This is a genomic window from Pelagicoccus enzymogenes (assembly GCF_014803405.1).
GTDB classification, from domain to species: Bacteria; Verrucomicrobiota; Verrucomicrobiia; order Opitutales; family Opitutaceae; genus Pelagicoccus; species Pelagicoccus enzymogenes.
In genome coordinates, this window is record NZ_JACYFG010000009.1 from 114715 (window position 1) to 141188 (window position 26474).

General features: G+C 60.1%; 15 protein-coding genes. 12 read left to right on the plus strand and 3 right to left on the minus strand.

What is annotated here, in order from left to right:
- Nucleotides 1-193: 193 nt before the first annotated feature.
- Entirely contained in the window at nt 194-796 is a 603-nt protein-coding gene (locus tag IEN85_RS08730) for a TetR/AcrR family transcriptional regulator (protein ID WP_191616715.1), read from the minus strand.
- Nucleotides 797-870: 74 nt separating this feature from the next.
- On the opposite strand from IEN85_RS08730, the gene IEN85_RS08735 reads away from it, so the two are divergent.
- The 4 genes from IEN85_RS08735 to IEN85_RS08750 all read left to right on the plus strand — a co-directional run bounded on the left by IEN85_RS08735 (nt 871) and on the right by IEN85_RS08750 (nt 6695).
- Nucleotides 871-1329: a cupin domain-containing protein gene (locus tag IEN85_RS08735; RefSeq protein WP_191616716.1), complete on the plus strand. Its 459-nt coding sequence runs from the start codon at nt 871-873 to the stop codon at nt 1327-1329.
- Nucleotides 1330-1358: 29 nt separating this feature from the next.
- Nucleotides 1359-5564, plus strand: coding sequence for a hypothetical protein (locus IEN85_RS08740; protein ID WP_191616717.1), 4206 nt, complete (start codon nt 1359-1361; stop codon nt 5562-5564).
- A gap of 107 nt (nt 5565-5671) precedes the next feature.
- Entirely contained in the window at nt 5672-6232 is a 561-nt protein-coding gene (locus IEN85_RS08745) for a hypothetical protein (protein WP_191616718.1), read from the plus strand.
- 7 nt (nt 6233-6239) lie between these two features.
- Nucleotides 6240-6695, plus strand: coding sequence for a hypothetical protein (locus IEN85_RS08750; RefSeq protein WP_191616719.1), 456 nt, complete (start codon nt 6240-6242; stop codon nt 6693-6695).
- A 10-nt stretch (nt 6696-6705) separates the two neighbouring features.
- Here IEN85_RS08750 and IEN85_RS08755 read toward each other — a convergent pair whose 3' ends face one another.
- Entirely contained in the window at nt 6706-7173 is a 468-nt protein-coding gene (locus tag IEN85_RS08755) for a hypothetical protein (RefSeq protein ID WP_191616720.1), read from the minus strand.
- A gap of 132 nt (nt 7174-7305) precedes the next feature.
- Between IEN85_RS08755 and IEN85_RS08760 the strand changes: the two genes are divergently transcribed.
- From IEN85_RS08760 to IEN85_RS08785, 6 genes are all read left to right on the plus strand, one after another.
- Nucleotides 7306-8784, plus strand: a complete 1479-nt coding sequence (locus IEN85_RS08760) for a C1 family peptidase (RefSeq protein ID WP_191616721.1) — start codon at nt 7306-7308, stop codon at nt 8782-8784.
- Nucleotides 8785-8920: 136 nt separating this feature from the next.
- Nucleotides 8921-12334 carry a caspase family protein gene (locus tag IEN85_RS08765; RefSeq protein ID WP_191616722.1) on the plus strand — a complete coding sequence of 1138 codons (3414 nt, stop codon included), beginning with the start codon at nt 8921-8923 and terminating at the stop codon, nt 12332-12334.
- A 109-nt stretch (nt 12335-12443) separates the two neighbouring features.
- Complete coding sequence (locus IEN85_RS08770; protein ID WP_191616723.1) at nt 12444-15779, plus strand: caspase family protein; 3336 nt, start codon at nt 12444-12446, stop codon at nt 15777-15779.
- A gap of 153 nt (nt 15780-15932) precedes the next feature.
- A complete protein-coding gene (locus IEN85_RS08775; RefSeq protein WP_191616724.1) occupies nt 15933-19181 on the plus strand; it encodes a caspase family protein in 3249 nt (1082 codons plus the stop codon).
- Between the two features lie 105 nt (nt 19182-19286).
- Nucleotides 19287-19850, plus strand: coding sequence for an REP-associated tyrosine transposase (locus IEN85_RS08780; protein ID WP_191616725.1), 564 nt, complete (start codon nt 19287-19289; stop codon nt 19848-19850).
- A gap of 122 nt (nt 19851-19972) precedes the next feature.
- Nucleotides 19973-23515: a caspase family protein gene (locus tag IEN85_RS08785; protein ID WP_191616726.1), complete on the plus strand. Its 3543-nt coding sequence runs from the start codon at nt 19973-19975 to the stop codon at nt 23513-23515.
- Nucleotides 23516-23536: 21 nt separating this feature from the next.
- Here IEN85_RS08785 and IEN85_RS08790 read toward each other — a convergent pair whose 3' ends face one another.
- Nucleotides 23537-24796 (minus strand): MFS transporter, encoded by a 1260-nt coding sequence (locus IEN85_RS08790; RefSeq protein WP_191616727.1) that lies wholly within the window; start codon nt 24794-24796, stop codon nt 23537-23539.
- Between the two features lie 71 nt (nt 24797-24867).
- Between IEN85_RS08790 and IEN85_RS08795 the strand changes: the two genes are divergently transcribed.
- Together IEN85_RS08795 and IEN85_RS08800 are read left to right on the plus strand one after the other, a co-directional pair.
- Entirely contained in the window at nt 24868-25740 is an 873-nt protein-coding gene (locus tag IEN85_RS08795; RefSeq protein ID WP_191616728.1) for a LysR family transcriptional regulator, read from the plus strand.
- 100 nt (nt 25741-25840) lie between these two features.
- Entirely contained in the window at nt 25841-26419 is a 579-nt protein-coding gene (locus tag IEN85_RS08800; protein ID WP_191616729.1) for an Hcp family type VI secretion system effector, read from the plus strand.
- Nucleotides 26420-26474: the final 55 nt, after the last annotated feature.

The following is a 26474-nucleotide window of genomic DNA, read 5'->3' on the forward strand; positions in this document are numbered from 1 at the left end:
CATCCAATCCCGCCATTTCCGAAGATAGGCCCGCCCGATGAATCACGTCAACCAAGGCCTTCTCCTCGTCGCAAATGCATAGCTCCCTAAAACCCGAAAGCGCTGCCCCCCCCCCATTCCTAGTCCCCACAAAGCGACCCAACCTAGGTCGATGGCCCCAAGCAAAATGACCGCCACGCAAACCCAACCCGATTTACCTTATCGCCGACTCTAGCAACTTCATAACTGCCCACCGACTCGTCCTCTCAGCCTCCTCGTAGTCCAGCTTGCAGATATCCCGCAAAGAAACCAACATGTCCGCTCCCAGCATGCCAGCCAAAGAGTGCCGCAGCATATTGTATTCAGAATACTCCAACACTTCTTTCACTGGTTCCAATGCAATATCAATCAACAGCAAACGCCGTCCTCCCCTCGAATCACTTTTTCCACCGGTTTCCACCCACTCCGCGAGGGCGCTGCCAAGAAATCGACGGAAGGCAGGCTCGGTCTCCCTTCCGTTTTTCCACATAGCCGCGTGTAGATGCATCACACGCTGCACCACGTCGCTCGGATGAAGCTTCGAAGGGTCGAATTCCAGAGAATGCCACGCGGCATCCAGCCCCGCTTCAAAAACCAACTTCTCCGTATTTGCAAAGTACCGGTAAGCCGTCGCGCGCGAAACGCCTGCTTGCTCCGCTACCGCCTCAATGCTAGGAACCTTCCCTTCATCCAGCAACTCGCGCGTCGCCTGCAACAACTGCTGCCGCGTGCGCAACTTCTGCTTGGAGCGTCCCTTGCTGAGGTCGAAAGTTGACATTAAGGCTGTACCTTATGAGACGCCTGTCTCATAACAAGACAAAATCTCACCTGCCACTCAACTCCTTGCTCTCCATGAGAAAATATCCCCTCGGCACAGAAGTCTGGTTCATCGGCCACAAGGTTCGCCCTCTCCAATCCACCGGCGCCTACGCCACTGCTGACGTCTACGTCACTCCCAAGGTCCCGGGGCCTCCACCCCACTACCACGAAAAGGCGAACGAACTTTACTACGTGCTCGAAGGCACCATGGAGTTCCTGCGCGGAGAAGAGTGGTACACCGTCACTGCGGGCGAGAACTTCCTGATTCCCAAGGGCACCATCCACTCCTTCCGCAACAACGGCGACACCGCCACCCGCTTCCTCACCATTCACGATCCCGGCGAGGGCGCCGATAACCTCTTCCTCAGCTTTAGCTTCGCCACCGACGAGGAGAACGCCTTCGAGAATTCCGTATCCGACGAAACCATACAGCAAGTCCTCGCCGCCTGCGAAGCCAACGACATGTTCCTAGCCGGCCCTGAGCCTGCCTGAGCTCAATACGCCGCGCGGTATTTCGCGATATGAATTCCCTACGCCGTTTCGCCTTTGCTTTAGCCCCTCTACTTTGCGTGCCGTTCGTAGGCGCCGAAGACAACCTCAACTACGTCTCCGTAGAACAGGTTCAAGCGCTCGGATACAGTATCCGAGTAACTCATACAGGAACGTCTTCCGACAAGCATTCCGGATCCCTCCGCACCACCGACGGGCGCCTCGACCTAGCCTATGAAACCTCAGGGCTCGACCAGTTCGACAATCCCTGGAGCACCACTGCCACGGCCGACTTGGATAGCGACTACACGCTCGAGAACGACGGACAATCCCTTAGTTTTTCCGGCACCGCCAGCACCGTCCTCACCTTTGTCGAAGATAACCCCGCTCCCAATATAGACGGCTTCTGGCACTCCAAATCCACCTGGAACGAACCAGCAATCCCGCTTCTCGACGGCAACAAGGTCGTGCTCGAATTTAAGGTCGACAAATTTTGGACCGACTACGAGCTGAACTTCGAAATCCTCAGCAACACCGACGCCAGCTGCCGCGCCTATTTCCTGAAGCAGGAATACAACGCATCGGAGGGCGGCTACTTCTTCTACGTCCACGAGAACCTCAGCGCCATTAACGAGAACCTCAGCTCCACCGGCATGCTCGAGGAAGGCTTCTACCAACTCATTGTCATTATCCGAGGAAACAAGAACTGCGATGCCTCCGTCTCCTACTCTCTCGAACTCACCCCCAACCCCGACGATCCCCTCATCCTAGATCCTCCTCCTGGCGGATACACCCACCCGGATATCGGCGACCTGAGGAAGGATTCCGAAAAACTCGTGGTCAAGAATCCAGTCATTGTTTCCGAAACCGATCTCGGCGACGGCACTACCGAGCTCGAAGTCTCCGCCGAAGTCGAAAACACCAGCACCAGCAAGTGGTCGCGAGCTCACCTCGACATCGAATTCCAGGTGGAGGAAGCCCCTCCCCTCGTATCCACCACCTCCGTTACCTTCGAGTTCATAGAAGCCAACGAAACCGTATCCACGACACCGGATACCAACTTAAAGGTCGTAGTCGCCAACGAACACCTGGAAACCGTCAAGGCCAGCATTCTCGACACCTCCCGCTTCACCACCGACGCCCGCGAACTCTGGTCCTTCAACTACCCGCCAGTCCCCTACGACTTCCACGAATCTTTCACCGGCTCCGGAGACATTTTGACTTACGATTCCTATCCCCCCGTATCGCGAGGCGAGCTGCTCATCGCGCTGCCAGACAGGTATCCAGTGCCACCTCTGGTCATCGATGACACCATCCCTCCCCAGTACTCCCAAAGCGCCGACAAACAGATGCCCTTCCTCGTAGCAGGCGTTACCGCCCCCTCCCCCGCATCTCTCGACACCACCCACTACCTAAATGGCGAACAAGTCGACGCCCTCGACCACATGATCGACGGCACTATTGTATCCAGCCTGCCCCGCATCCATCCAGCCACCGGCATCGACAGCACCGGCCCCTTCGGCCAAGCCGGCCCCGCCTACTACCCTTTGCCGCTGCATTTCAATCGCATCCCCATCTCCACCGATTTCGAGCTCAGCGGCTCCTTCGCCGTCGTGCCGGACGACTTCCGCGTTGAGCTCAGCATGGCTGCAGGCGAAGTGAAATCCCTCTACGCCGAAGGCACTCTCGTGGTCGACGTCAACTTCCTGCTCGAAGCCCACGCCGCTACCGACAACTCCGAAGCCAGCGAAAACGACCGCACCGAAACCCTCGCCGAATTCCCCCTATTCTCCATCGTCCTCCCCAGCGGCCTCTCCTTCACGCCCGAGTTCAAACTCGACGTCTCCGCCCTTGCCGCCGCCGAGGCCGGTATCAGCGTTCCCATTACAACCGGCATGAAGGTCGTCTTCCGAGGTGGCATCGTCGACGGCGAACCGCAGTACGATTGCGAAGTCCTGCCCATCCCCACCCGACTTACCAACCCGACCATCTTCTCCGCCGCCAACGTCACCTTCCAAGCCGAAGCCGAAACCCAGCTCTACTTCAAGTTCAGCAAACCGGAAGTCCCCGTCACCTTCGGTCCCACCTTCTCCGCCGCCCTGCTCGGCGACTTCGAGCTCGACGCCCTCGCCGATCCCGCTTGGACCCTCGGCGCCGACCTCGAGCTCCGCGCCGGCATGGAGTTCCAGCTCGCCGGCATTTTCGACCTCGTCGATGTTGAAAAGACCCTCTTCACCACTCCCATCTTCGAAAAAGACTCCGGAGCTCCCCTCGGCGGCAACCCTACCGTGCTAGCCTTCAACGACGGCGAAACCGCCGCCGACAACCCTGGCCTCAAACCCATTGAAGGCGAATCCAGTCGTTGGATACGCGCTCTACGCCCCAATGGCAGTACCTCCGCCACCCGCGACCTCTTCGTCTTTCCCCTCCCCGGCACCGATCGCATAATCGCCGGCGGCGGCTCCGTCACCAATGGTGAGATCTCCTGCTTCGACAACGAAGGCGGACTCGTCTGGATGCTCAACGCCACCTACACGCGCCCCATCGACGCCGTGCCCCACGCCGACGGCACCTTCACCGTCCTCTCTGCCAATCCCTTCAAGATCCAGCTCACCCGCATCGACGCCGACGGCAGCACCGTTTGGACCAAGACCTACACCGCTTCCGACCCCGAGGAAGCCCACAACTACCAGAGCATGGCTCTCGCCTACGGCTACAACCCCGACGGCACCCCCTTCTACGCCGTCCTAAGCCGCGCCTCCCTGAAGAGCCCACCCTTCGATCGCCGCCCCGCCATCTTCGCCTTCGACGAAAACGGCGACCCCCTCTGGCAAAAAGTCTACACCCCGGACGAAAACGCAGGCGGCGGATCCACCTCCACCGACCCCAGCGAAATCATCGTCACCAACGATGGCCACATTGCCTACCTCGCCCTCACCAATGCCGATGCGACTGGCAGCGCGCCCGGATTCGACCTTTCCGATGCGTATCCAAATCTTACATATAACGGCCTCGTAGCCAAAGTCTCCTCCCTCGACGCCTCTCCCCTCTGGGCCTCAATCCTACCCTCCAAACGCATCCCCGAGCTCAACGCCCTCGTCCAAGATCCAAACGGCAACTACTACGCCGGAGGCGGACTCAAGCTGCCAGTCGTCGACAGCATCCCATCCCTATGGATCTGCAAGCTCGACCCCGCAGGCGTAGTTGTAGACTCCGTTCTCCTCGGCGGCCCCAGCGACGAGCTACCAAACGGCGGCCAAACCCTCCTCGACATCGTACGCGACATGGTCTGGGCCGACGACGCCCTCTGGATCGGCGGCACCATGGGCTTCTACAATTCCGGAGTCGGCTACTTCACCGGATCCCACGCCTTCACCGGTCGCCTCACCGCTGACCTTGGCGTCAGCCGCTTCGCCATCCACGCCGGTCCCGCCCTCGACGACATCACCGCCCTGGCCGATGGCACCGACGGCCTCATCGCCTTCGGCACCTCCAAGTCCTTCCTCCCCTGGCCCAACGGCGGAGCCAGCGAAGCCGCGCCCGGCGATGCCCACCGCCTGCTCATGAAGCTTCCCTGGGAGGGTGTCACCCGTTTCCACAGCCTCAGCGCCGGCGCCCACCCCGAACCCACCGACGACCCGCCCGTACAAGGCACTTACTATGCCCAGCGAGTCGCCATCGCCGGCTCCGACACCGACTACCTCTCCGTCGCCCAAGACACGCTCGCCCCCGGCGACGACGACACCCGCACCCCCGGCTCCCCTCTCGGCTTCACCGCCACCGACGCCACCCTTGAGGAATCAAACCCCGCCCTTGCCCCCTCCTTCCAAGAACGCCTCGCCTACGTCGCCCTCGAAGCCGTACCCACCAACGCGATACAAGACACCGACGACTTCCTAGCCTGGAACCAAATCAACCCCGAATCCAACGACGACGACGACCCATGGAACGCCGCCATAGAGGCTTTCTTCGGCACCGATCCCTTCTCCTTCGATGCTCCCGGTATCCAAAGCTTCGCGACACTATCTTCAAAAAACAGCACACTCACCCTCGTCTTTCCCCGAGCCAAAATTGCCTCCGACGAAACGCTGCAACTCGAAGTATCCACAAACCTAATCGACTGGACCCGAGTCGAGTCCCACAGCCAAAGCGAATCACCCCTCGACGACGAAGCCGACCTGATAACCTACACCTTCGACCTCCCTGAGAACACAGCCTTCTTCCGCCTCGTCCGGTAGCGTCGATCTTTAGCCGGCGCTACGTTCCACGCTAGACAGGGCACCACGTTCCTCCGCGCAGTTGACAGCGCCCGCAAAATCGAAGAATTTTCGATTCAAAACCTCGCATGGCCTCCAACTCTCCTCTTTCGCCACTTCCTGATAATATCGAGCTTGTTACCGAGTACGACGCCATCGTCATCCGACGCACTTGGAAGTCCGCCCTCGCCTACTTCCTCATCGTGTTCGCCCTCTTCTGGAACGCCTTCATGGTCGTCTGGATGAGCATCGCCATCAGCCAAGGCGTTTGGATGATGGCCGCTTTCGGTTCAATCCATGCTGCAGTAGGAATCTTCCTGATATACTACACGATAGCCCTCTTCGTGAACAAAACCGACGTCCGCATCGACACGTACTACCTGACCGTCAAGCACTACCCCCTCCGGTGGATGGGACAGTCTCAAACGCCCGTCGAAGATGTGCAACAGATCTACTGCAAAGAGAGGATCACGCGAAACAAGAACAGCACAAGCATCACCTACGAAGTCCACTGCATCGACCGCAACAACAAGCAGAAAAAGCTCCTCTCTGGACTGACTGATTCATCGCAGGCCCAATTCATCGAAGCTGAGATAGAAAAAGTTCTCGGCATTAAAGACCGCCCCGTAACAGGAGAATTCAAGAAGTAGATATCGTATGCAAACCCCCAATACATTCTCCAGCAAAGCGTGGCTATTAGACGGCCCTGTCCACAGTCTCCCCGGGATCCTCCACCTCGAAGACGGCACGCTCAGCTACCTCATTCTCGAGCAAGGCACCTTTTCCGAAACGCGCCTCAAAGAGTTGCTCGAAACCCACGGGACAAATTCTTCGGAAAGCGACTCCATTTTTCCGATACAGCTCTTCTCCGTTACACTAGACACGATCAACCGATTCCACATCCCCTGGTATTACTTCGGAGCAGGAGGAAAACTCAGCTTCGCCAAACACCAGCTGCGATTCTCCTTCGTCAAACCACAGAATACCGTCGAGCCCACCTACTACTCCGAAAGCTTCATGGAATGGCGCGGCGGAAAAGGGCAAGAGGAAGTCAACATCCTCGAAGGAAAAGCCTCCGGCAAACGCTGGAAAGCCTTGCTCGCAAAACCGTAGGGAGCGGGCTTTATTGCCCGTCCCGCGAATTTCGATCTGCCCCCTCTTCCCCCATCCGAGTATACAGCCAGCCTTTCTGCCATTCAGCTCTCCCCATCGGACCGACCGGAGCCAAGATAAACGAATTCTCGTCCCGCTTTTTGGATACATAGTTTCCACCATTGTCTCCCCACCAAGGAAAGTTTCCCCCAAAGGCTCTCACCTCGAACTTCATCACATGCAGTTGCCCGCCGAGCGTAATCTCGCGCTCAATTCGAGCCCCCTCCAAGTGACGCAGCACCGCCTCGATCGAATCACCGCCTGCAATCGTTTCGAAACCGTCCACCGGAGCAGGACCGACGGTCCACTTTCCCGCAAACCAAGCCGCCTCCTCCTCAGACGCAGGGTTCGCTTGCAGCGTCGCAGCTGACAAAATCAATGCCGCCAGCAACATCCAAGTTCCTTGCCAGCTCCCACAACTCCTATTCGTATTCAACATAGCAAATACAAAGCTACGGCTCCTTCCCAAAATCAATAGCGGAATCGCCCTTCAGCTCTGCATACGACCACCGATCTTCCTACCCTAGCCAAACCACAAGCCAACTTCGACACCACTAATCCACCGAGCCATATGACTTCCCTCCTCCGCCGCACACTAGGCCGTCTCGCCCTCACCCTCGCAGCCGCCCTTCCCACCTTCCTTTTCGCCCAAGACTACGGCACCGGCCTAGTATTCGACGAACAAGCCTACCGCGCCGTCCCCTACAAGGCTCCCGTCACCGCCGAGACCTACGCCAATCTCCCCGCATCCGCCAACCTCGAGAAGTACACACCCACCCCCGGCGACCAAGGCCCCTACTCCACCTGCACCGCCTTCGCCGTCGGCTACCACCTTCGCACCATCCTCTACGGTATCGAAAAACAAATCACGCACCGCGGCCGACTCGACCAACACATCTTCTCCCCCACCTTCGTCTACGAACGCATCAAGAGCGAAGACGACCTCGACTGCATGCAAGGCTCCAGCCCTGTCGCCGCCCTCGAGCTCCTCCGTACTGTCGGCATCCCGCCTCTCTCCACGCTCCCCTACCAATGCGGCAGTGCCATCGGCACCGAAGCGCTTCTAGAAGCCACCGAGTATCCGATCATCGACTACCAAATCCTCTACGGAACCGATCTCGCTGACGACGACCCCATCAAAGTCAAATCCGTAAAAAAATCCCTATCCGAAGGCAGCCCCGTGGTCGTTGGCTTCAAAGTCCACCAAAGCTTCTACAAGTCCGGCCCGCTCTGGCGGGAACTCGAAAGCGATGCTGGCCCCACCGGCCAGCACGGCCTGCACGCCATGGTCGTAGTCGGCTACGACGACAACAAGTACGGCGGTGCTATGCGAGTCATGAACAGCTGGAGTCCCAAATGGGCCGACAAAGGATTCGTCTGGATCCCCTACGCCGACTTCGGCCGCAACTGCATCATGGCCATGCAAGCCTACGGCAAGCGCCCCAAACGCGCCACTCCCGTCCCCGGCCCCGACGGCGTTACCCCCGAACTCGCCCCCCTCCTCAAAGGCAAAGTCATTTTCCAAGAACGCGACGGCACCCCCATGCCCGCCGTCAAAGTCGCCCCTCCCGCCGACCCCAACACCCAAATCCGCTACGTCGGCTACCGCCTCGCCCGCTCCTATCCGTCCGGCACCCGCTTCCGCTTCTACATCACCACCAATACCGACAGCTACCTCTACGCCTTCGCCACGGACCTCACCGGCAACATCACCACCATCCTCCCCTTCGCCGACAACATGTCGCCGCACATCGGGCCCAACAGCACCATCGCCTTCCCCTCCGAACGCAAAGTCGTCCGCATGGACAACCAACCCGGCACCGACTACCTGCTCATGCTCTACTCCGAAGAGCCCCTCGACATCGACGCCCTGAAGGAAGCCATGGCCGCCAACCCCGGCACCCTCTCCCTCAAGATCGCCCAATCCCTCGGCAACAAAATCGTACCGGACAAATACATCCAGTACGACTCCGCCCGTATCGGCTTCACGGTTACGGAAAAAACCAAAGGCACCGTCGTCCCCCTCATGATCGAAATCCCCCACCACTAACCCCCTAGGGCGCGGGCTTTACTGCCCGTCCCGTCACAGACCCTGGGCCCGGCGAAGGGCAGATCTAAAAGCAAACACTCACCAAACCACCGCGGGACGAGGAATGAACCTCGCCCCTACATTCTACCCTACCAACATGCGCAGCTTCACACTCAAGCTCCTCCTCGCCACAGCTATCATTGCCGCTACCACCCTCGCGCAAACCACCACATCCCGTCCCCGCGTTTCCGCACTCAATCCCGCAAACCTCGCCATCTTCCCCGCCCCCGACGACGCCCATTTCCTCACCCTCAACGCCAGCGGTGCCCACTGGTGGCAATCCAAGTCCGGCAAGATCCTCAGCACCATCACCCTCGAAGACGGCACTCCCGTCCTCCCTTCCTCCAACGCCCTCCTCTCCCCCGACGGCTCCAAAGTCTACACCGCCACCGCGACCCACCTCCTTCGTATCCAGCTCCCCACCACCGCATCAACTCCCCAAGTCTCCGCCATTGCGCTGCCCAGCATCGATCGTCTCGCCTTCCACCCCAACACCGGCGAGCTCATAGCCATCGACCACGACACCAGAGCAAACCTAAACCGTATCCACCGCGTCGATACCGAATTTCTCGCCGTTACCGCCCTTCCCGATATCCCCATCACACTTCACACCAACGCATTCACCACCTACGGCCCCCTCCTCAACCTACTCCCCAGCAACTCCGACGCCCCCTACCTCGACCACGTTATAAACGGGGTCGGACTCACCCAAGCCCCCCTCGAAACCGCCGTCAGCCTTCCCGACGCCTACCGCGAGCGAAACCTCCAAGGTCTAGTCAACCAATGGACAAGCCACTTCGATTCCCACTACGTCGCCCCCGGCGGCGCGCTCATCCACCTGTTTCAGCCCACCTACGACATCGGCTACATCGCCTTCACAAACCGAGAGACTCTCGAGAGCGATAAAATCATTTTCCTCGAACCCACCTCCTATCCGCACGCCTACGTCGAAACTTTTGTTGGCCCGCTCCAACTCGCTCCCGGACACAATTACCACGTCGCCACCCATTCCTCGCTCTTCGTCGAGGGCACCCGCATCTTTGTCCTCGACCTCGCCAAACAAGAGATCTCCTTCCAAACCGACCTCCGCCATTTCGAGATGGCTCGCGACGACTCCTCAGCCGCGTTCTCTGCAGACGGAAAATCCCTCTTCATCGCCAACGCCTTCCGCTTCGTTCGCTTAGACATCGCCAGCAACCAAATCGTCGCCGACTACCTTCCCCAGTCACCCGCCCGTATCCAAAAGCTCGCTCTCAACGCCACCCAATCCGGATACCTCGTCCTCGACGACCAACGTCAACTCTCGACTCTCACCCTCGACGCCAACGGCGCCCAGTTCGAAAAACAATACCGCAGCGTCGGCGACTTCACCCTTCAAGCCGACACTGCCAGTCTCTTCACCCTGTATGAACCAAAGGGTTCACGCGACATCCGCTTCAACTTCTGGCTCGCCGACAGCTATCCCGACGGACAGCCCGTACGCGGTGCCCGCACCGCTTCCCACATGGACCAAACCGGTCCCTACCAAGCCATCTTCTCGCCCGCCGGCTCCTACGTCTTCACCACCCAAGGCACCGGAGCCCTCCTCGACGCCTTTTCGCCCGAAAAGATCTTCATTCTCCCCCGCGACCGAAAACTCTACGACTCTCCAATCGATAGCCAAACGCCGCCTGCAGCCGCCATCGACCAAAACGAGGCCTACCTCACCGTATTCGAAAACCAACGACTCTCCACCTTCGACTTCCATTCCCAAGAACACCTCTGGAGCATCGACATCCCACAAGACCGCCGCGTCTACCCTCTCTTCTACAACTACGAAAACCAACTCCTCGCCCTCCACACCAATCCCTACCAGCTCACCCTCCACGACGCCGAAACCGGAGCCGCCACTCCGTTTCCCGGATCCAACAGCATCCCCTCCACCCAAACCGATCCAACCTACCTTCAAGTCTCCCACAACCGACAACACCTCATCCTCGGCGACGCCCAGAAAACCCATATTCTAAACCTGGATACAGGAAAAACCCGCACCACCCTCGACCTCCCTAGCCGAAACGTCGCCTTCGCCCTCTCGCCTCAATCGGATTTCCTACTCGCCGCAACCGCCTCCGGGCCCATCGAATTCTACAGTCTCGATCAGGCCCGCAACATAGGCGAACTCACCGTGTATCCGGAAACAAACGACTGGACATTCGTCGCCTCCGACCACCGCTTCGAAAGCTCTCCCAATGCAGCCGATACGCTCTACACCGTCGTCGATCATAAGATCGTCCCCGGGGGCCAACTCCTTGCCCAGCTCCACGAGCCAGGTCTCCTGCAAACCATCCTCGGCGGCGACCTCCCTTCACGAGCAGCCACCCAGATCGAAGGCCTCGCCTCCCTTCCCCAAGTCAGCCTCGCCCTCGCCGACGGCACCCGCGGTCTCATAGTGGAAGACGACCTCGAGCTCGACACCGAAAACACCACCGCCACCCTCACCCTCCGCGCCAGCGGAGCCAACCTTCTTTCCTCCGAACCCCGCCTCTACCACAACGGCAAGCTACTCGGCAGCAGCACCCGCGGACTCACCGTCGAAGATGACGAAGAAGGCTCGGAGACCTACCTCTCCAAAAACTACACCGTTCCCCTCCTCCCCGGAAAAAACCGCTTCCGTGCCGTCGTTGTAACCGCTAGCGGCATCGAATCCTTCCCCGCCAACCTCACCCTCAACGCCCAGGGCCAAGCCCATTCCAACACCACAAGCGGCATCGCGCTACACACCCTCATCGTCGGAGCCAACCAGTACCAAAATCCCAAATACAACCTCAACTACGCTGCCGCCGACGCCGAAGCCTTTTCCAAAGCCCTGCAGGCAAAAGCAGCCAACATCTTCACCCGCATCGACACCCATCTCCTCCTCGACTCCGACGCCACCCGCTCCAACATCCTCGCCACTTTCAAAGAAATCGCCGACTCAGCCACCGCCCGCGACGTATTTATATTCTACTACGCCGGCCACGGCGTCGTAGACGAAACGCAAGACAAGCAGTTCTATCTCGCGCCCGTCAACGTCACCCAGCTCTACGGAGATCCCGTTCACCTCGTCCAAAACGGCATCAGCGCCCAGCAGCTCCGCCAGCTCTCCGCCAACATCGCCGCCCAAAAGCAGCTCTTCCTCATCGACGCCTGCCAATCCGCCGAAGCCCTCGTCACCATCGCCCAACGCGGCGCCGCCGAAGAAAAAGCCATCGCCCAGCTCGCCCGCAGCACCGGCACCCATTGGCTCACCGCTAGCGGCAGCCAGCAATTCGCCACCGAAGCCGAGGAGCTCGGCCACGGCCTCTTCACCCACGCCCTCCTCCAAGCCCTAGAAGGCGCAGCCGACGCCGGCGACAAGCGAATCACCATCAACGAACTCAAAGCCTACCTAGAAACCCAAGTCCCCCAACTCTCCCAACAATACCGCGGCAGCGCCCAATACCCCAGCAGCTACGGCACCGGCCAAGACTTCCCAATCGCCATCATCCCGTAACCCGATCCCCGTAGGGCGCGGGCTTTACTGCCCGTCCCGCAGAGCCCACCATCCAGAAACCACCATAACACCACCGCGGGACGGGGATAACCCCCGCGCCCTACAGACAATGCGACCCATCACACAAGCCATCCTCTTCACCCTGCTCCTCAGCCTACTCCCCTCCACCCACGCCCAACTCACCCCCGAGCTCATCCTCTCCACCGGCCTGCCGCACAACACGCCCCACATCGCCCTCTCACCCGATGGCGAAACCACCCTCACCACCCAGTTCGACGGCACCGCCATCTTCTACGAAACCGCCACCGGCCGCACACTCAATTCCGTCAACCTCGAGCACGACCGCTACACCGAACCCTACATCCCCATCTTCGCCAGCAAAGACACCGTCTACTTCCTCTCCGAAAAACGGATACGCACCTTCGACCTTCCCTCCTACTCCTTCAGCCGCGACCTAAACGTTCCGGAACCTACCGCCTACGCACGCGACGCATCCTCCGGCCAACTCTACATCGCCGGCCAACGCGGCGAACGCGCCACGATCTGGACCGTCGATCCCGCCAACGGACGCATCCGCCCCTTCCACACCTGCACCCAAGAAACGCTCGACCCCATTACCCGCATCACCCTCGCCCCCCGCGAAAACCTCGCCCTCATCACCTTCAAGTCAGGCGCCACCGAACTCCTCAAAACCGGCCGCTCCTGGGTCGTCGCCAAAACGTATCCAGCATCCAAAGACCAACGCGTCCTCCTTCCCGACGGCCACATCCTCACCGCTCCAGAGGGCTACATCAATTCCATCACCCTTACCAATCCCGCCGACGCCTCCCCACCCGTCGAAATCGCCCTCCCGAAAAAAGCTCCGGTCGTAAACATCCTCCCTCCCGTTTCCCCCGACAAGCCAACCCTTGTATCCACCCGCGAAGACCTCTTCCAGCTCGACCCCGCCACGCGGCAGCTCGTCGCCATCCGCTCTTTCAAAAACGAATCCTTCGGATCGCAAACCGTTCGAAAAATCGCCACTTCCGCCGACCACGACTACATCTTCGTCCACGCTGCCCTCAATTTCGACTACGCCCTCAGCTTCGTCCTCACCCCGGCCGCGCAGCAATTCACCCGCTGGCAAACAAACGCCTTCCGCCCCAGAGGCATCCAAGCCAGCAGCTCCTCCCGCACCCTCCTCGTCAACGACAGCGACGGCCTCGTCAAACGCATCGATTTCACCCCCGCCGGCCTCTCCATCGCCTCGCAAAAAGGCCAACCGCTCAGCCAAATCAGTCTCGCAACACAATCCAACCAAATCGCCATCGGAGGGATTTCCTCAAGCTACCAAGAACCAAACTACCAATCAGCAACCCTCTACCCTCCCGCCTTCTCAAAACCAATCACCACTCTCAAGCACCGTGGAACCGACACCGACAACAACCGCCGATCCTCCACCACACCCATCCTCAGCCCCAGCGGAAACCACCTCGTCATCGTCGACCCCGTAGGCTTCCACGTTCGAACCTCGAACGGAAACTTCCTCTGGAAATTTGCTCACAAGCCAAACCTGCGCCCCTCCGACTTCGCATTCAACGACAACGAAACACGCCTCTTCTTCCACAAAAGCCAAAACGACAACAGCAAGAGTACAGTCGTCGCCGTCGAGCTACAAACCGGAAAGCAGCTCTGGGAAATCCCCGCCCACGCCACCCACCTTCGCTACGATCCCACCGACAACGCCCTCCGTTTCGCTACCGTAAAAAGCTACCGCAGCAACACCTCCAGCGGTACCAAGAACTACATCCGGCACTTCGTGAATACCGTCGACGCCGACACTGGGACGGCCAAACGCGAGCCCTCTCGCATCGACGTATTCGCCGACTACCCCGATATCGTAGCCGCCACCCCCGACGGCCGACGCTGGGTTTTCCAAGACAACAAAACCCTGCGCATCGTTTCCGCTCCCTACTTCAGAAACCCTTCAAATATTCCCCTCCGAAAGCGCGTATCCAGCGGAGCCTTCCTCGCGGGCAATAAACACCTCGCAGCCCTTTCCGATAACAGAATCGCTTTCTTCGATACCGACGCCCCAACCTACCTCGGCGAGCTCAGCCTCCTCCAATCCGACGCTCAATGGGCCTTCGTCAACCGTGACGGACTCTTCGACGCGCCAGCCGAAACCCAATCCGCCCTCAACTTCGCCTTTGGGCTCACCCCCGCACCGCTCGCCTCCTTCTACGAACCTTACTTCCGCCCCCGCCTCCTCAACGCCCTCTTCGAAGGACAAGCCGTCACCCCTCCCACTATCGACATAGCCACTCTCGCCCAGCCTCCCGCCACCAAGATAACCCTCCTGGACAAAGCGACCAATAGTATCCTCGACTCCACTACGACCGAGCAAAACGAAATCCTCCTCAACGTAGCCATCGCTTCTCCCACCACTCCCCTTCGCGAAGTCCGCGTCTTCCACAACGGCAAACGCCTCAACCTCGCCACCCGTGGCCTCTTCGTCGAAGACGACACAGCCGAAACCACCGACTCTCCCGCCCCCAGCTACAACCAAAATCGCCAGTTCCCCATCCAACTGCTCCCCGGCGACAACACCCTCACTGTCGTCGCCCTCAATGCCCAAAACATCGAGTCTCCTCCCGCCGAGCTCAGCATCCACCTCAAGGCTGATCCCAACAAAACCCGCCCCGCCCTCCACCTCGTCGCCATCGGCATCGACCAGTATCAAAACGAGAAATACAATCTCAACTACGCCGTCGCCGACGCCACCGCCTTCGCAACAACGCTCCAGCAAAACTCCACCCCGCTCTTCAGCACGGTCAACTACCACCCCGTCAAAAACGACCAAGCCATCAAACAAACCCTAGTCTCAACCCTCGAAGAAATCCAAAAGACCGCCACCCCCGACGACGTATTCATATTCTACTACGCCGGGCACGGAGTCGTCGCCAAGCAAGGCCAAGGCGACTTCTACCTCGTCCCCCACGACGTCACCCAACTCTACGGCGCCGACGACCAGCTCCAAAGCCGAGCAGTATCCAGCATCCAGCTCCAAGAGCTATCCAGTCAAATCTCCGCTCAAAAGCAGCTCTTTATCCTAGACGCCTGCCAATCCGCCGGAGCGATCGCCAGCATCAGCCAACGCGGCGCCGCCGAAGAGAAAGCCATCGCCCAGCTCGCCCGCAGCACCGGCACCCATTGGCTCACCGCCAGCGGCAGCCAGCAGTTCGCCACCGAGTTCGCCGAGCTCGGCCACGGAGCCTTCACCTACACCTTGCTTCAAGCCCTCAACGGCGCTGCCGATAAAGGCGACAGCCAAATCACCGTCAACGAACTCAAAGCCTATCTAGAAAGCCAAGTCCCCGAAGTCACCGCCAAGCACAAAGGCACCGCCCAATACCCCGCCAGCTACGGCTACGGCCAAGACTTCCCCATCGCATTACTCCCGTAGGGCGCGGGCTTTACTGCCCGTCCCGCAGAAGCCATCCCATAAGTCCCGCACAAACCGATCAAAACCAAACCGCCAATTCCACCCAAAACCGACCGCCACGGGCCGAAAAATAAACCTCGCCCCTACCACATCCACTTTTTCAAAACCAAAACCATGCTCCCTCGTCTCCTCACCTTCCTAACCCTCACCCTCATCGCCACCGCCTCCCAAGCCGCCTGGCAAATCGAGTCCCCCGACCCGCTCGAGCAAAGCCCCGACGGCTCCCTTCTCGTCGTATCCAAAAAACAAGACTATTCCCTAACCGGCTTCTCCGTCCACGACCGCGAAACCCTCGCTACCCAATTCCTAGTACGCCAAGCTGACGCCCAACCACGCCACTTCGCCCCCGACAACTCCCGCCTCTACTACACCACCCCCACCGAAGGCCTTTTCGCCCTCGACCTCACCACCGGTGTCATCACCAAGCTCGCTCCCATCCCTCACATCCTCAGCCTCGCCCAAAACAGCCAAACCGGGCAACTCGTCACTCTCTCCGGAACTTGGGACAGCGACGCCCACAGCCTCCACCGCATCGATCCCACCGGCGCAAACGCCCCGCAACTCCTCGGAACCATCACCGCCCAAAACCTGCCTTGGCTGGAATTCAAGGCCATCCTACCCGCACGCGAACCAGACCAAGCCCTCCTCATCTTCCGCGAGATCGGCCCGCCAAAAAACCAGTGGGACCCCAAAACCTGGGGCGACTTTCGCTTCACCCAGGTCTCCCTAGAAACCGGAGCAATCGCCAGCAACGCCACCATGCCCGCGCCTAACGAAAGCTTTTTCCTCTACGAGACGATCCGCTGGACCAACGACCAACGCCAGCTCCTCGAATACGCCAGCGGCGCCTACCTTCAGATCGATCCCTACGCCGGCAAGATCACCCGCACCCTCGACCTCCGCAACGTCAAGTTCAGCCTGTATCCAAATAACCAAGTCGTATCCCTGCGCACCGTCACCGAAGAAGGCGAAACCCGACACTACCAAGACTTCCTCGAAGGCGGCACGCTGAAGACCATCCGCAACGTCCGCGTGCCAGAACCCAACACCTGGCCCCCGCGACCCGCTGGCCTCATCGAAAGCCTCAACCTCCCCAACCTCCCCTCGCCCGGCGCCTACGCCAACTATACCTTCCACCCCAGCAAACCTGAATTCTTCGCCACCGACTCCGGCGAAGGCGTGCACTTCTTCCGCGTCGCCCCCTCCGGCCTCAAGCACCAAAGCCGCGGCATGGGAGCCTACCAAGCCCGCTACACGCCCGACGGAAAACACATCCTCTTCGAAGGCCTTTTCGACCCACCCACCGAGCAAATCGCAGCCGACAAATTTCCGTCCCCCGGTAGCCTCGTCTACGAGGACCCTCCGCTACGCACCACCTCTCCAGTCTACACCGGAGACCATGAAATCTCCCCCAGCGGCAATTGGCTCATCAAGATAAACAACCGCGACGCCACCCTGCACCGCTTCGGCGAGCCCGCCATCCTTAGCAGCCTCGGCGGAGTCGGCACCTACGACGCCCCCATGCCAAGCTTCCGCTTCGCCTCCGACGAAACCGCTCTCTACCGCCTCGCTCGAACCGTCAGTTGGGACGACTACGACAACCAGATCATCGGCCTGCGCCTCGAAGCCCTCCCTCTCGATCCCGCCAACGAATTCCCGGAACCGACCTGGACCGTCGAACTGCCACACAGCAATCTCGTCTGGCTCGACAAAACCGTCGCTCAAGAGATCCATTTCCTGGACACGCAATCCGGACAGCTGCTCCTCCTCGACCCCCGCGACGGCAGCAGCAGCTCCCAAGCAATTACCGGCCTCGACCCGGAAAATTTCGTAGTACCCACCAACAGCGTACAGTGGCACCCGAGCCGCGATCTCGTCTACGTCGCCAGCGGTTCGCAAGTTACAACGCTCGACCTCGCCGCCTCTCCTCCCACAGCCGCCAGCGTCACTGTGCCCGCAAGCATTAGACAGCTCCACCGCTACGGCGACGGACGCCATCTCGTCGCCCAACTCGAAACCGGCCCCCTCGTCTTCCTCGACACTCAACCTACTCCCCTCCGCCCCACTCTCCAGCTCGAATTCTACGACTTGGACCAAGGCGACTACCTCGCCTTCACCCCCAACGGCAAGTTTGACGCCTCCGCCCCTATCCGCCAAAGCGGTCAACTCCTCCAAGGCACCCGCCCCACGGCGCTCGCCACCGTCTTCGAGCGAGACTACCGCCCCGACCTCCTCGCCACTGCTCTCGGCGAAGACGCCCTCTCCACCGACGAAGAGATCCCCGCCTACGTCCAGCCACCCTCTCTCACCGTCGGCGAGCAATGGGTCAGCGCCCTCGAACGTCGCATCAACGTAAACTCCGAATCCAAACAATACCCCCTTTCCACCGTATCCATTTATCAAAACGAAAAGCTCGTCCACAGCTTCCCAGCCAACGGAAAAACCAGCCTGCGCGACAACCACGTCCTCGATCTCCTGCTCGAACAAAACCGCATCAAAGTCGTATCCACCAACACCGCCGGCGTCAGCGTCACCTCCGAGGAGATCGTCATCGATCCCCCCGAAGCCCTCCTGCGGGAAAAGATCGCCGCCCGCCGCCCCGCCGAGCTCCACCTCTTCGCCGTCGGCGTCAACCAGTATCGCAATCCCGAATACAACCTAAACTTCGCCGAAGCCGACGCCTCCGGCGTGCTCGCCAAGATCCAAGCCGCCAACCGCGATCTTTTCGCCAAGATCAACGTCCACCACCTCGAAAGCGCCGCCGCCACCCACGACGGCATTCTCGCCGCCTTCGCCCAGATCCGCGCCAACGCCCTACCGCACGACGCCTTCATCTTCTACTTCGCCGGCCACGGCGTCATGTCCCGGGACGACGCACAGTTCTACCTCATCCCCCACGACGTCACCCGCATCTACGGCGAAAGCCAAAGCCTCAGCCAAAACGGCATATCCGCCAATCAACTACGCGATATCTCAGCCACTATTAAGGCCCAGAAGCAGCTATTCATCCTCGACGCCTGCAACTCCGGCGGAGCCCTGCAAGCCTTCGCCCAACGCGGAGCCAGCCAAGAAAAGGCCCTCGCCCAACTCGCCCGGGCCACCGGCACGCATTGGATCGCCGCCTCCTCCGCCAGCCAATTCGCCACCGAGTTCGCCGACCTCGGCCACGGCGCCTTCACCCACACGCTGCTGCAAGCCCTCGACGGCGGGGCCGACACCGGCGACCGCCGCATCACCATCAACGAGCTCAAGGCCTACCTCGAGAGCGAGCTCCCCACCATCACCCAAAAGTACAAAGGCGCCCCCCAATACCCCGCCAGCTACGGCTACGGCCAAGACTTCCCTATAGCATTACTCCCGTAGGGCGCGGGCTTTACTGCCCGTCCCGCAGAGCCCACCATCAAAAAAACACAAAGCAACCAAACCACCGCGGGCCGGGGAATAAACCCCGCCCCTACAAAAAGCATCGTGCCACAGCTCCCCATCCGCAAAACGCACCACCTCGCCTACGGACGCGTCTCGATTCCAGGAGCTACCTACTTCATCACCCTCGTCACCCAAAACCGCAAAACCGACCTCACCGCCAACGACCATCCCGAGCACATCGCCGACACCCTTCGCGCCCTTCATCGAGATAAAATAATAAACCTCCGCTGCGCCACAACCATGCCTGATCACCTGCATCTGCTCTTCGTCCTCGGCGAGGTCTGCTATCTCTCGCTCGCAATCTCCAAGTTCAAAAACGCCACCCGCAAAGCTCTCGCCGCCCATTCACTCTACTGGCACCGCAACTACTACGACCACCGCATCCGCCAAGAAGCCAACACCAACGACTTCGCCCGTTACATCTTCCTCAACCCCTATCGAAAGAGCCTCCTGACCGCCGACCAACTCTGGCCCCACTGGCTCTGCAACCGCACCTACAAGCCCGACTTCCAACAACAACTCACCCCCAACGGCACCCCACCCGCAGCTTGGTACAAAAACGCTCCCACCGCCCAAGACCTAATTGATCAAGACACTCACCCGTAGGGCGCGGGCTTTACTGCCCGTCCCGCAGAGCCTACCATCAAAAAAACACAAAGCCACCAAACCACCACGGGACGGGGAATAAACCCCGCCCCTACAGCGCTACAAGCCACTTCTCGCCATCCATGATCCAGACTCTCCGCCAGCTTCTCTTCCTCGCCCTTTGCGTCGTCACGAGCACGCCCCTTGTCGCCCAATTCGAGGAACTCCTGCAAAATCCAGACCTCATCGAACAATCCGATTTCGCTCCCCCCTCCGAATCCGCTTCCAGCGAAACCAACACCACTCCCCCTGCGCCCGCCACCCCACCCCCACCGCCCCGCCTACTTAGCTCTTCCCTGCATCGCGACCCCATTCTGCAACTCGACGCTTCCCCCGACGGACGCTACCTGCTCAGCCTCGACCAGCATGTATTGAAAATTTGGAACATCGAACAACGCGCCAACATCGCCACCTTCGAGCAAACGCCCGGCGGCTGGCGCTTCAACGACCCGCAAGTCATCATGGGAGCCTGGTTCACAAACACGCCACGCCAAATCCTCGTCTGCACCAACCACGGCTTCACCCTCTACGACGACTTTAACTTCTCCACCGGCAAGCAAAGCAAATTCGAACCGACCGCCTACTGGTTCAACGCCGCCGAACAAGCGGTCTATGTCGCCGTCTACAATACCAAATACAACAAACTCCAACTCACACTCACACGCGTTGACCTCTCCACACGCGAGCGAACCTCCTCCCACACTATCGACCTCTCCAAGGAAAACCTCGTCAAATCCGGCACTGCCATTACGCCGAGTAGTCGAAATTTCATTACCGTCGATCCCCAAGGCCGCTTCGCCACCATTCGCTTCCAAGGCGAAAACCCACTCCTGCTCGTCGACTTGGCAAACGGCGAAATCGCCGCTCGCGTCCCCGCCCAGCACGGCGCTCTCGGCTTCCTCCCCGATGGACGCATTCTCGGTCACACCCGCGAGAGCAACCTCAATACCTATACCATCGTCAACCCCGTCACTTTCCAAACCCAGCCACTCTTCCAACTCTCCTCATCCTCGAACCTGTCACCCAAACTCCCGACCCGCCTCGGCCAGCCTCTCCTTCTCGCCTCCGGTTACGAATTCGCCGTCCACGATCTCGCCTCTCGCCAGACGACTCCCCTCCAGCGTCTCGAAAACCGCGTCACCGACGCGTCCATCACCGTTCGCGAACCCAATCGGGCCACCACCCTCATCGCCCAATCAAACCGCCAAAGCGGCGACTACTCCCAAGCCACCGCCACCTACCTCGAACCCATCTCAATTCCCTCCGGCATTTTCGGCCAAGCCTGGTCCGTCCCCACCTTCGCCCCCCACGCCATCGCCGCCCGCCCAGACGACTTCGAACTCGCCATCCGCAGAGGCGCCGACGCCCGTATCGTCCGCTTCAACGAAGTCGGACTCGACATACAAAACGTCGAATTGCCTAGCGCTGCCCTCGGCCCCTTCACCCCCCTTTACCATCCAGTAAACGAAGATTGGCAGTTCCTCGGGAGCAACCAACCTCGCGTCGCCTCACGGGCAGCCAGAGACTCAACCTTCCAACTCTCCACCCTCGGCCCCGATTTTTTCCAAAAGGAGGGCGACAACCGCCGTTTCGCTCTACGCAACACCCACTTCTACGACCTATCCCGCGACGGCCAAACCATCGCCCTTCACCACAACACTGCCGTCACCGTCGTCGACCGACCCAGCGGAAAACGCATCGCCACCTTCCCCATCGACTCCCCGTATTCGTACGCCGACAACAACCAGCAACTCCTCGCCCTCTCGCCCGACGGACAGACTGTCGCCTTCGCCTACACGACCAAAACCGACAACGGATCTCTCGACATCGTCGAATGCCACGACGTATCCACCGGTAAACTACTCTGGAAAGCCCCCTGCGACAAACCCTTCGAAACCATCGATTTCCTCCGCTACAGCGGCGACGGCCGCCTCCTCTATCTAAAGGGCCCTATCGGCGGCCCGACCGGTTCGAACTGGTTCAGCTCCCGCTTCGTCACCACGGGCGAGGTGAATTCAAAAATCGACTACACCTCCGCCCACCTCCACGCCTACAACCGAGCGAGCACCCTCGTAGCCCAAGCCAGCTATAACAACATCACCCTAAAAACCCTTCCCGACGGAAAAGCGACCGCAACTCTTGCCCTCGACTTCAAGCCCGCCACTCTCGCCTACATCGGCTCCGACAACTTCCTCGTCGCCACCTCGAACAACGACGAAACCCTCCGCCTCATCGACATCCGCGAACAAGCCGTCATCGCCGAAATCAAGCTCTTCGAAGACCCAAAGAAGTGGCTCGTACGCCATCCCGGAACCGGCCTCTTCACCTCCGAAACCTCCCTGCAAAAGGACCTCAAGTTCATCCAAGGCGAAACCATCACCCCGCTCGAATCCTACTTCGACCAATTCTACCAACCCCGCCTCCTCGGCTCCCTTGTCAAAGGCCTCTCGCCCAAGCCCACCATCCCGCTCAGCGACCTCAGTCTCGCCCCAAAGCTCACTCTGAAAATCGACGGCCCCGCCACCCGCGGGCTCACCGTCGAAGACGAATTCGAAACCTTCGAACTTCCCACCCCCGAGGTCACCCTCAAGCTCGACGCCACTTGCGAAGGTTCCCCCATCGCCGACCTGCGCATCTACCACAACGGCAAGCTCGTATCCGGCGCCACCCGCGGACTCTTCGTCGAAGACGACGAAGACGCCCCCCTCACCGAGACCTTCACCAAAACCGCCACTCACACCTTCGCCCTCACTCCTGGCAAAAACCGATTCCGCGCCATCGCCATCAACGAGCAAGGCACCGAATCCGCACCCGACGAAATCATCGTCTACTCCGAAACCACCGCCCCCGAAAGCGAAGGCGGCATCGCCCTCCACTTCCTCGTAGTTGGCATCAACGAGTACCAGAATCCTCAATACAATCTCAACTACGCCCAAAAGGACGCCGCCGCCATAGAGGCCATCCTCGCCAAACGCTACGGACAACTCTTCACCCGCCAGAACCGATACGCCCTCTACAATTCCGAAGCCACCCGCGAAAACATCCTCGCCACCCTCGACACCATCAAGTCCGAAGCCAATCCCCGCGACGTATTCATATTCTACTACGCAGGTCACGGCGTCGTTTCCGAAGACGACGACCCCGAGTTCTTCCTCGCTCCCTACGAGATCACCCAGCTCTACGGCGAACGCCGCATCCTCCGCCAGCTCGGCATTTCTAGCGACGAGCTACTCGCCTATTCCCGCGACATCTCCGCCCAAAAGCAGCTCTTCCTCCTCGACGCCTGCCAATCCGCCGGAGCCCTGAAGAGCCTCGCCGTACGCGGAGCCGTGGAAGAACGCGCCATCGCCCAGCTCGCCCGCAGCAGCGGCACCCACTGGCTCACCGCCACCGGCAGCGAACAATTCGCCACCGAGTTCGACAGCCTCGGCCACGGAGCCTTCACCCACGTAGTCCTGCAAGCCCTACAAGGCGCTGCCGACACCGGCGACGGCCTCGTCTCCGTCAACGAGCTCAAAGCCTACGTGGAAGCCCAAGTCCCCGAGCTCACCCAAAAGGAAAAAGGCGAAGCCCAGTACCCCGTCACCTACGGCTACGGCCAAGACTTCCCCCTCGCCATCCCTTGAAAGATGTTGCAGAGCACCTCCCTAGCTGACGCCCTTTAAACAAGCTTCGCTCGCCGCCTGGTAGCTACATTCCGGTCTGGCAGAGCCTGACCTCCGAGCGCTCAGGCGCAGAATCCAAGGGCCGCCTAAGCCGATAAACAGGGACAGGATCGCGACCAAGCCAAACGCGACCTGCAGCCCGGCCCATTCGCTCGCCAAGCCGACCAGCGGCGGTCCCGAAAGAAACCCGAGATAGCCGATCGTCGAAACCGCAGCCACCCCGCGTCCCACGCCATCCGGATGGGCCCGCCCGCCCGCGCCCAAAAAGATCGGCACCAGATTCGCAATGCCCACTCCCGCCAATCCCAATCCGACGAAAGCCACTTGCCACACCGGCACCGCCGAGACCAAGGCGATTCCCGCCACCGCGAACCCGCCACTCCAGCGCAGCAGCCGCACGCTCCCCAAACGCTCCATCAAATAGTCTCCCGAAAAGCGCCCCGCCGCCATGGCGCAGCTAAACATTCCGTAAGCGAACGGAGCCAACCACGCCTCCGCGCTGGCCACGTCGCGCACGTAGACCGCACTCCAGTCCATCATGACTCCCTCCGCAAAAAGAGAGACAAAAGCTAGGGCTCCCACCGCAACAATCGCCCCATTCATCGAAGTTCCCCTACCCGTCTTTGCCGGCGCTTCCCTATCGGTCGCCACCGGCAGGTCCGGCAGGAGACGCTTCGCCCGCGCCCACCCCAAGCCGCAAACCAGCAGGCCGACCGACAAGGCAGTCCCCTCCACCGAAACGCCAAACTTCAGCACCACTCCAATCGCCGCCGCCACCAACAGGCCGCCCAGGCTCCAGAGCGCCTGCAGCCGAGCCATGATCGGACGTCCCACCGCCTTCTCCACCACGATGGCCTGGGAGTTGAGCGACACGTCAAAAGCGCCCTTCAAAGCTCCCAAAATTCCCGCCGCGACCACCGCTACCGCAAAACTCTCCGCAAAAACCGGCCCCAGCAACGCCAGGCCAAATAGCGGCACGATCGCCGTCAAGCCGCCACGACTACCGAAGCGCGAAACCACTCGCCCCACCGTAGGCATGCCCACCAAGGCGCCCCCCACCATCGACAACAGCAGCGCCGACAGCCCCAGCTCATCCAAATCCAGCCTTTCCTTCAGCAGCGGCAGCAAAGCCGCCCACATCCCAAAGCCAATTCCGTTCATCAAGTAAAGCGACGCAGCCGCCCAACGAGCCCGAGCCACTTCGCTTTCCACTCCTCCGTCAATCGTATCCGTTCCTGCCATGCCCCACACTCTATCAGCACTGCTCTCATAATTCTAATTGTACTTTTTCATGGGCTTAATAACTCTGAGTTATGGAGATTGCCCAACTCAAATCCTTCCTCGTCCTGGCGGAACAGCTGCACTACGGCCGCGCCGCTGCCGCGCTCCACCTCTCCCAGCCGGCCCTCACCAAACAGATCCAACGCCTGGAGGAAGATCTGGGCGGCGCCCTCTTCGAGCGCGGCACCCAGGGCACCCGCCTCAGCGCCTTCGGGGAGCAATGGCTCCAAGAGGCTCGCCAAGTGAACCAGAAACTGGACGGTCTCCTGGATCGCGGCCGCCAGATAGCCCTCGGCGAAACCGGTCGGATCCGCATCGGTTTCGGCTATCACTCCCTCGAGCTTGTGCCCAGCGTCGTCGTAAAACTCCGCGACAGAGCCCCAGGTATCCAAATTTCCCTACGCGACATGTCGACCGCCGAACAGCTCGCCGCCCTGGAAGAAGGCAAGCTGGACCTCGCTTTCGTTCGCGTCCCCATCGCCAACCACAGCGACTACGAAAGCCTACCCGCCATCGAAGACCGCATGGCCCTCGTAACGGCTCGTTCCCAAACCGGAGGAAAAAAACTCAAGCTCGCCGACGTACGCGACCAAGCCTTCGTCACCATTTCCAAACTACGCTCCCCCGGCTTCTTCGGCCACATGCTCGCCCTCTGCGCCAAACACGGCTTCCACCCGCGCATCGTGCAGCAGGTGAGCGAATTCCCCACCGCCCTGGCCCTCACCCGCGCCGGGATGGGCGTCACCATGATCCCCGAATCCTACTGGAACTCCGACTACAAAAGCCTGCAAATCCACCGCATCGCCGCCGCTGACTCCAAATGGAAAGTGGGCGCCCTTTGGCGTCGGGGCGACCGAAACCCCGCCCTCCATCGCTTCCTCGAAGCCTTGAAAACCTTTCTCTAGCCGTCCAGCCCCTTCCCTCTAACAATATACCTCGACGGTTGACCTTCCCCGTCTTTAGGCCATAGCTGAACACGCAGCACTACCAACAACCCCCTCCATTATGAAACTAAAAAAGCTCCTCGCTACGCTCGTTCTCGCCTCCTCAGTCGCAATCCTATCCTCCGCCACAACCTACATCAAAATCGAGGGCGTCGAAGGCGAATCCAAAAGCGAACACCACAAAGGCTGGATCGATATCGAATCTATATCAGGACTCTCCGCGCCACGCGACGCCGCCTCGGGAATGGCCACCGGCAAACGCCAGCACAAGCCCATCACCCTCACCAAGCAGGTAGACAAGTCCTCTCCCCTCTTCCAAGCCTCAGTCGGAAGCGGCCAAAACCCCTTGCACGAAGCGAAGAGCAAGAAAGCGAACAATCCACTCCACGAAGCGAACGGTACTTCGGCCAACACCCCGCTCTTCGCATCTGCCATGACCATCGAGCAAGACGGCGTAACCTACCAGCTGCACGGAGTCAAAGTCCTCAGCTCCACCCGCGACGGCGACACGGAAACCATCACCTTCAGCTACACTTCCATCAACATCCTGCCCATGGCCGCCGAACTGAAACCGATCGAATCAAATGCCGTCAAAACTACCGACTACAATTCCTCCCGCTCCAATAAAAACAGCAGATAGTTCCGTATTATTTATTGCATACAGCTTCAGCAGACATGACACGATCGCTACAGCC

Excerpts from the sequence above, each read along its gene's own strand:
- IEN85_RS08730 (WP_191616715.1), bottom strand. The coding sequence starts at position 796 with ATGTCAACTTTCGACCTCAGCAAGGGACGCTCCAAGCAGAAGTTGCGC.
- IEN85_RS08735 (WP_191616716.1), top strand. The coding sequence starts at position 871 with ATGAGAAAATATCCCCTCGGCACAGAAGTCTGGTTCATCGGCCACAAG.
- IEN85_RS08740 (WP_191616717.1), top strand. The coding sequence starts at position 1,359 with ATGAATTCCCTACGCCGTTTCGCCTTTGCTTTAGCCCCTCTACTTTGC.
- IEN85_RS08745 (WP_191616718.1), top strand. The coding sequence starts at position 5,672 with ATGGCCTCCAACTCTCCTCTTTCGCCACTTCCTGATAATATCGAGCTT.
- IEN85_RS08750 (WP_191616719.1), top strand. The coding sequence starts at position 6,240 with ATGCAAACCCCCAATACATTCTCCAGCAAAGCGTGGCTATTAGACGGC.
- IEN85_RS08755 (WP_191616720.1), bottom strand. The coding sequence starts at position 7,173 with ATGTTGAATACGAATAGGAGTTGTGGGAGCTGGCAAGGAACTTGGATG.
- IEN85_RS08760 (WP_191616721.1), top strand. The coding sequence starts at position 7,306 with ATGACTTCCCTCCTCCGCCGCACACTAGGCCGTCTCGCCCTCACCCTC.
- IEN85_RS08765 (WP_191616722.1), top strand. The coding sequence starts at position 8,921 with ATGCGCAGCTTCACACTCAAGCTCCTCCTCGCCACAGCTATCATTGCC.
- IEN85_RS08770 (WP_191616723.1), top strand. The coding sequence starts at position 12,444 with ATGCGACCCATCACACAAGCCATCCTCTTCACCCTGCTCCTCAGCCTA.
- IEN85_RS08775 (WP_191616724.1), top strand. The coding sequence starts at position 15,933 with ATGCTCCCTCGTCTCCTCACCTTCCTAACCCTCACCCTCATCGCCACC.
- IEN85_RS08785 (WP_191616726.1), top strand. The coding sequence starts at position 19,973 with ATGATCCAGACTCTCCGCCAGCTTCTCTTCCTCGCCCTTTGCGTCGTC.
- IEN85_RS08790 (WP_191616727.1), bottom strand. The coding sequence starts at position 24,796 with ATGGCAGGAACGGATACGATTGACGGAGGAGTGGAAAGCGAAGTGGCT.
- IEN85_RS08795 (WP_191616728.1), top strand. The coding sequence starts at position 24,868 with ATGGAGATTGCCCAACTCAAATCCTTCCTCGTCCTGGCGGAACAGCTG.
- IEN85_RS08800 (WP_191616729.1), top strand. The coding sequence starts at position 25,841 with ATGAAACTAAAAAAGCTCCTCGCTACGCTCGTTCTCGCCTCCTCAGTC.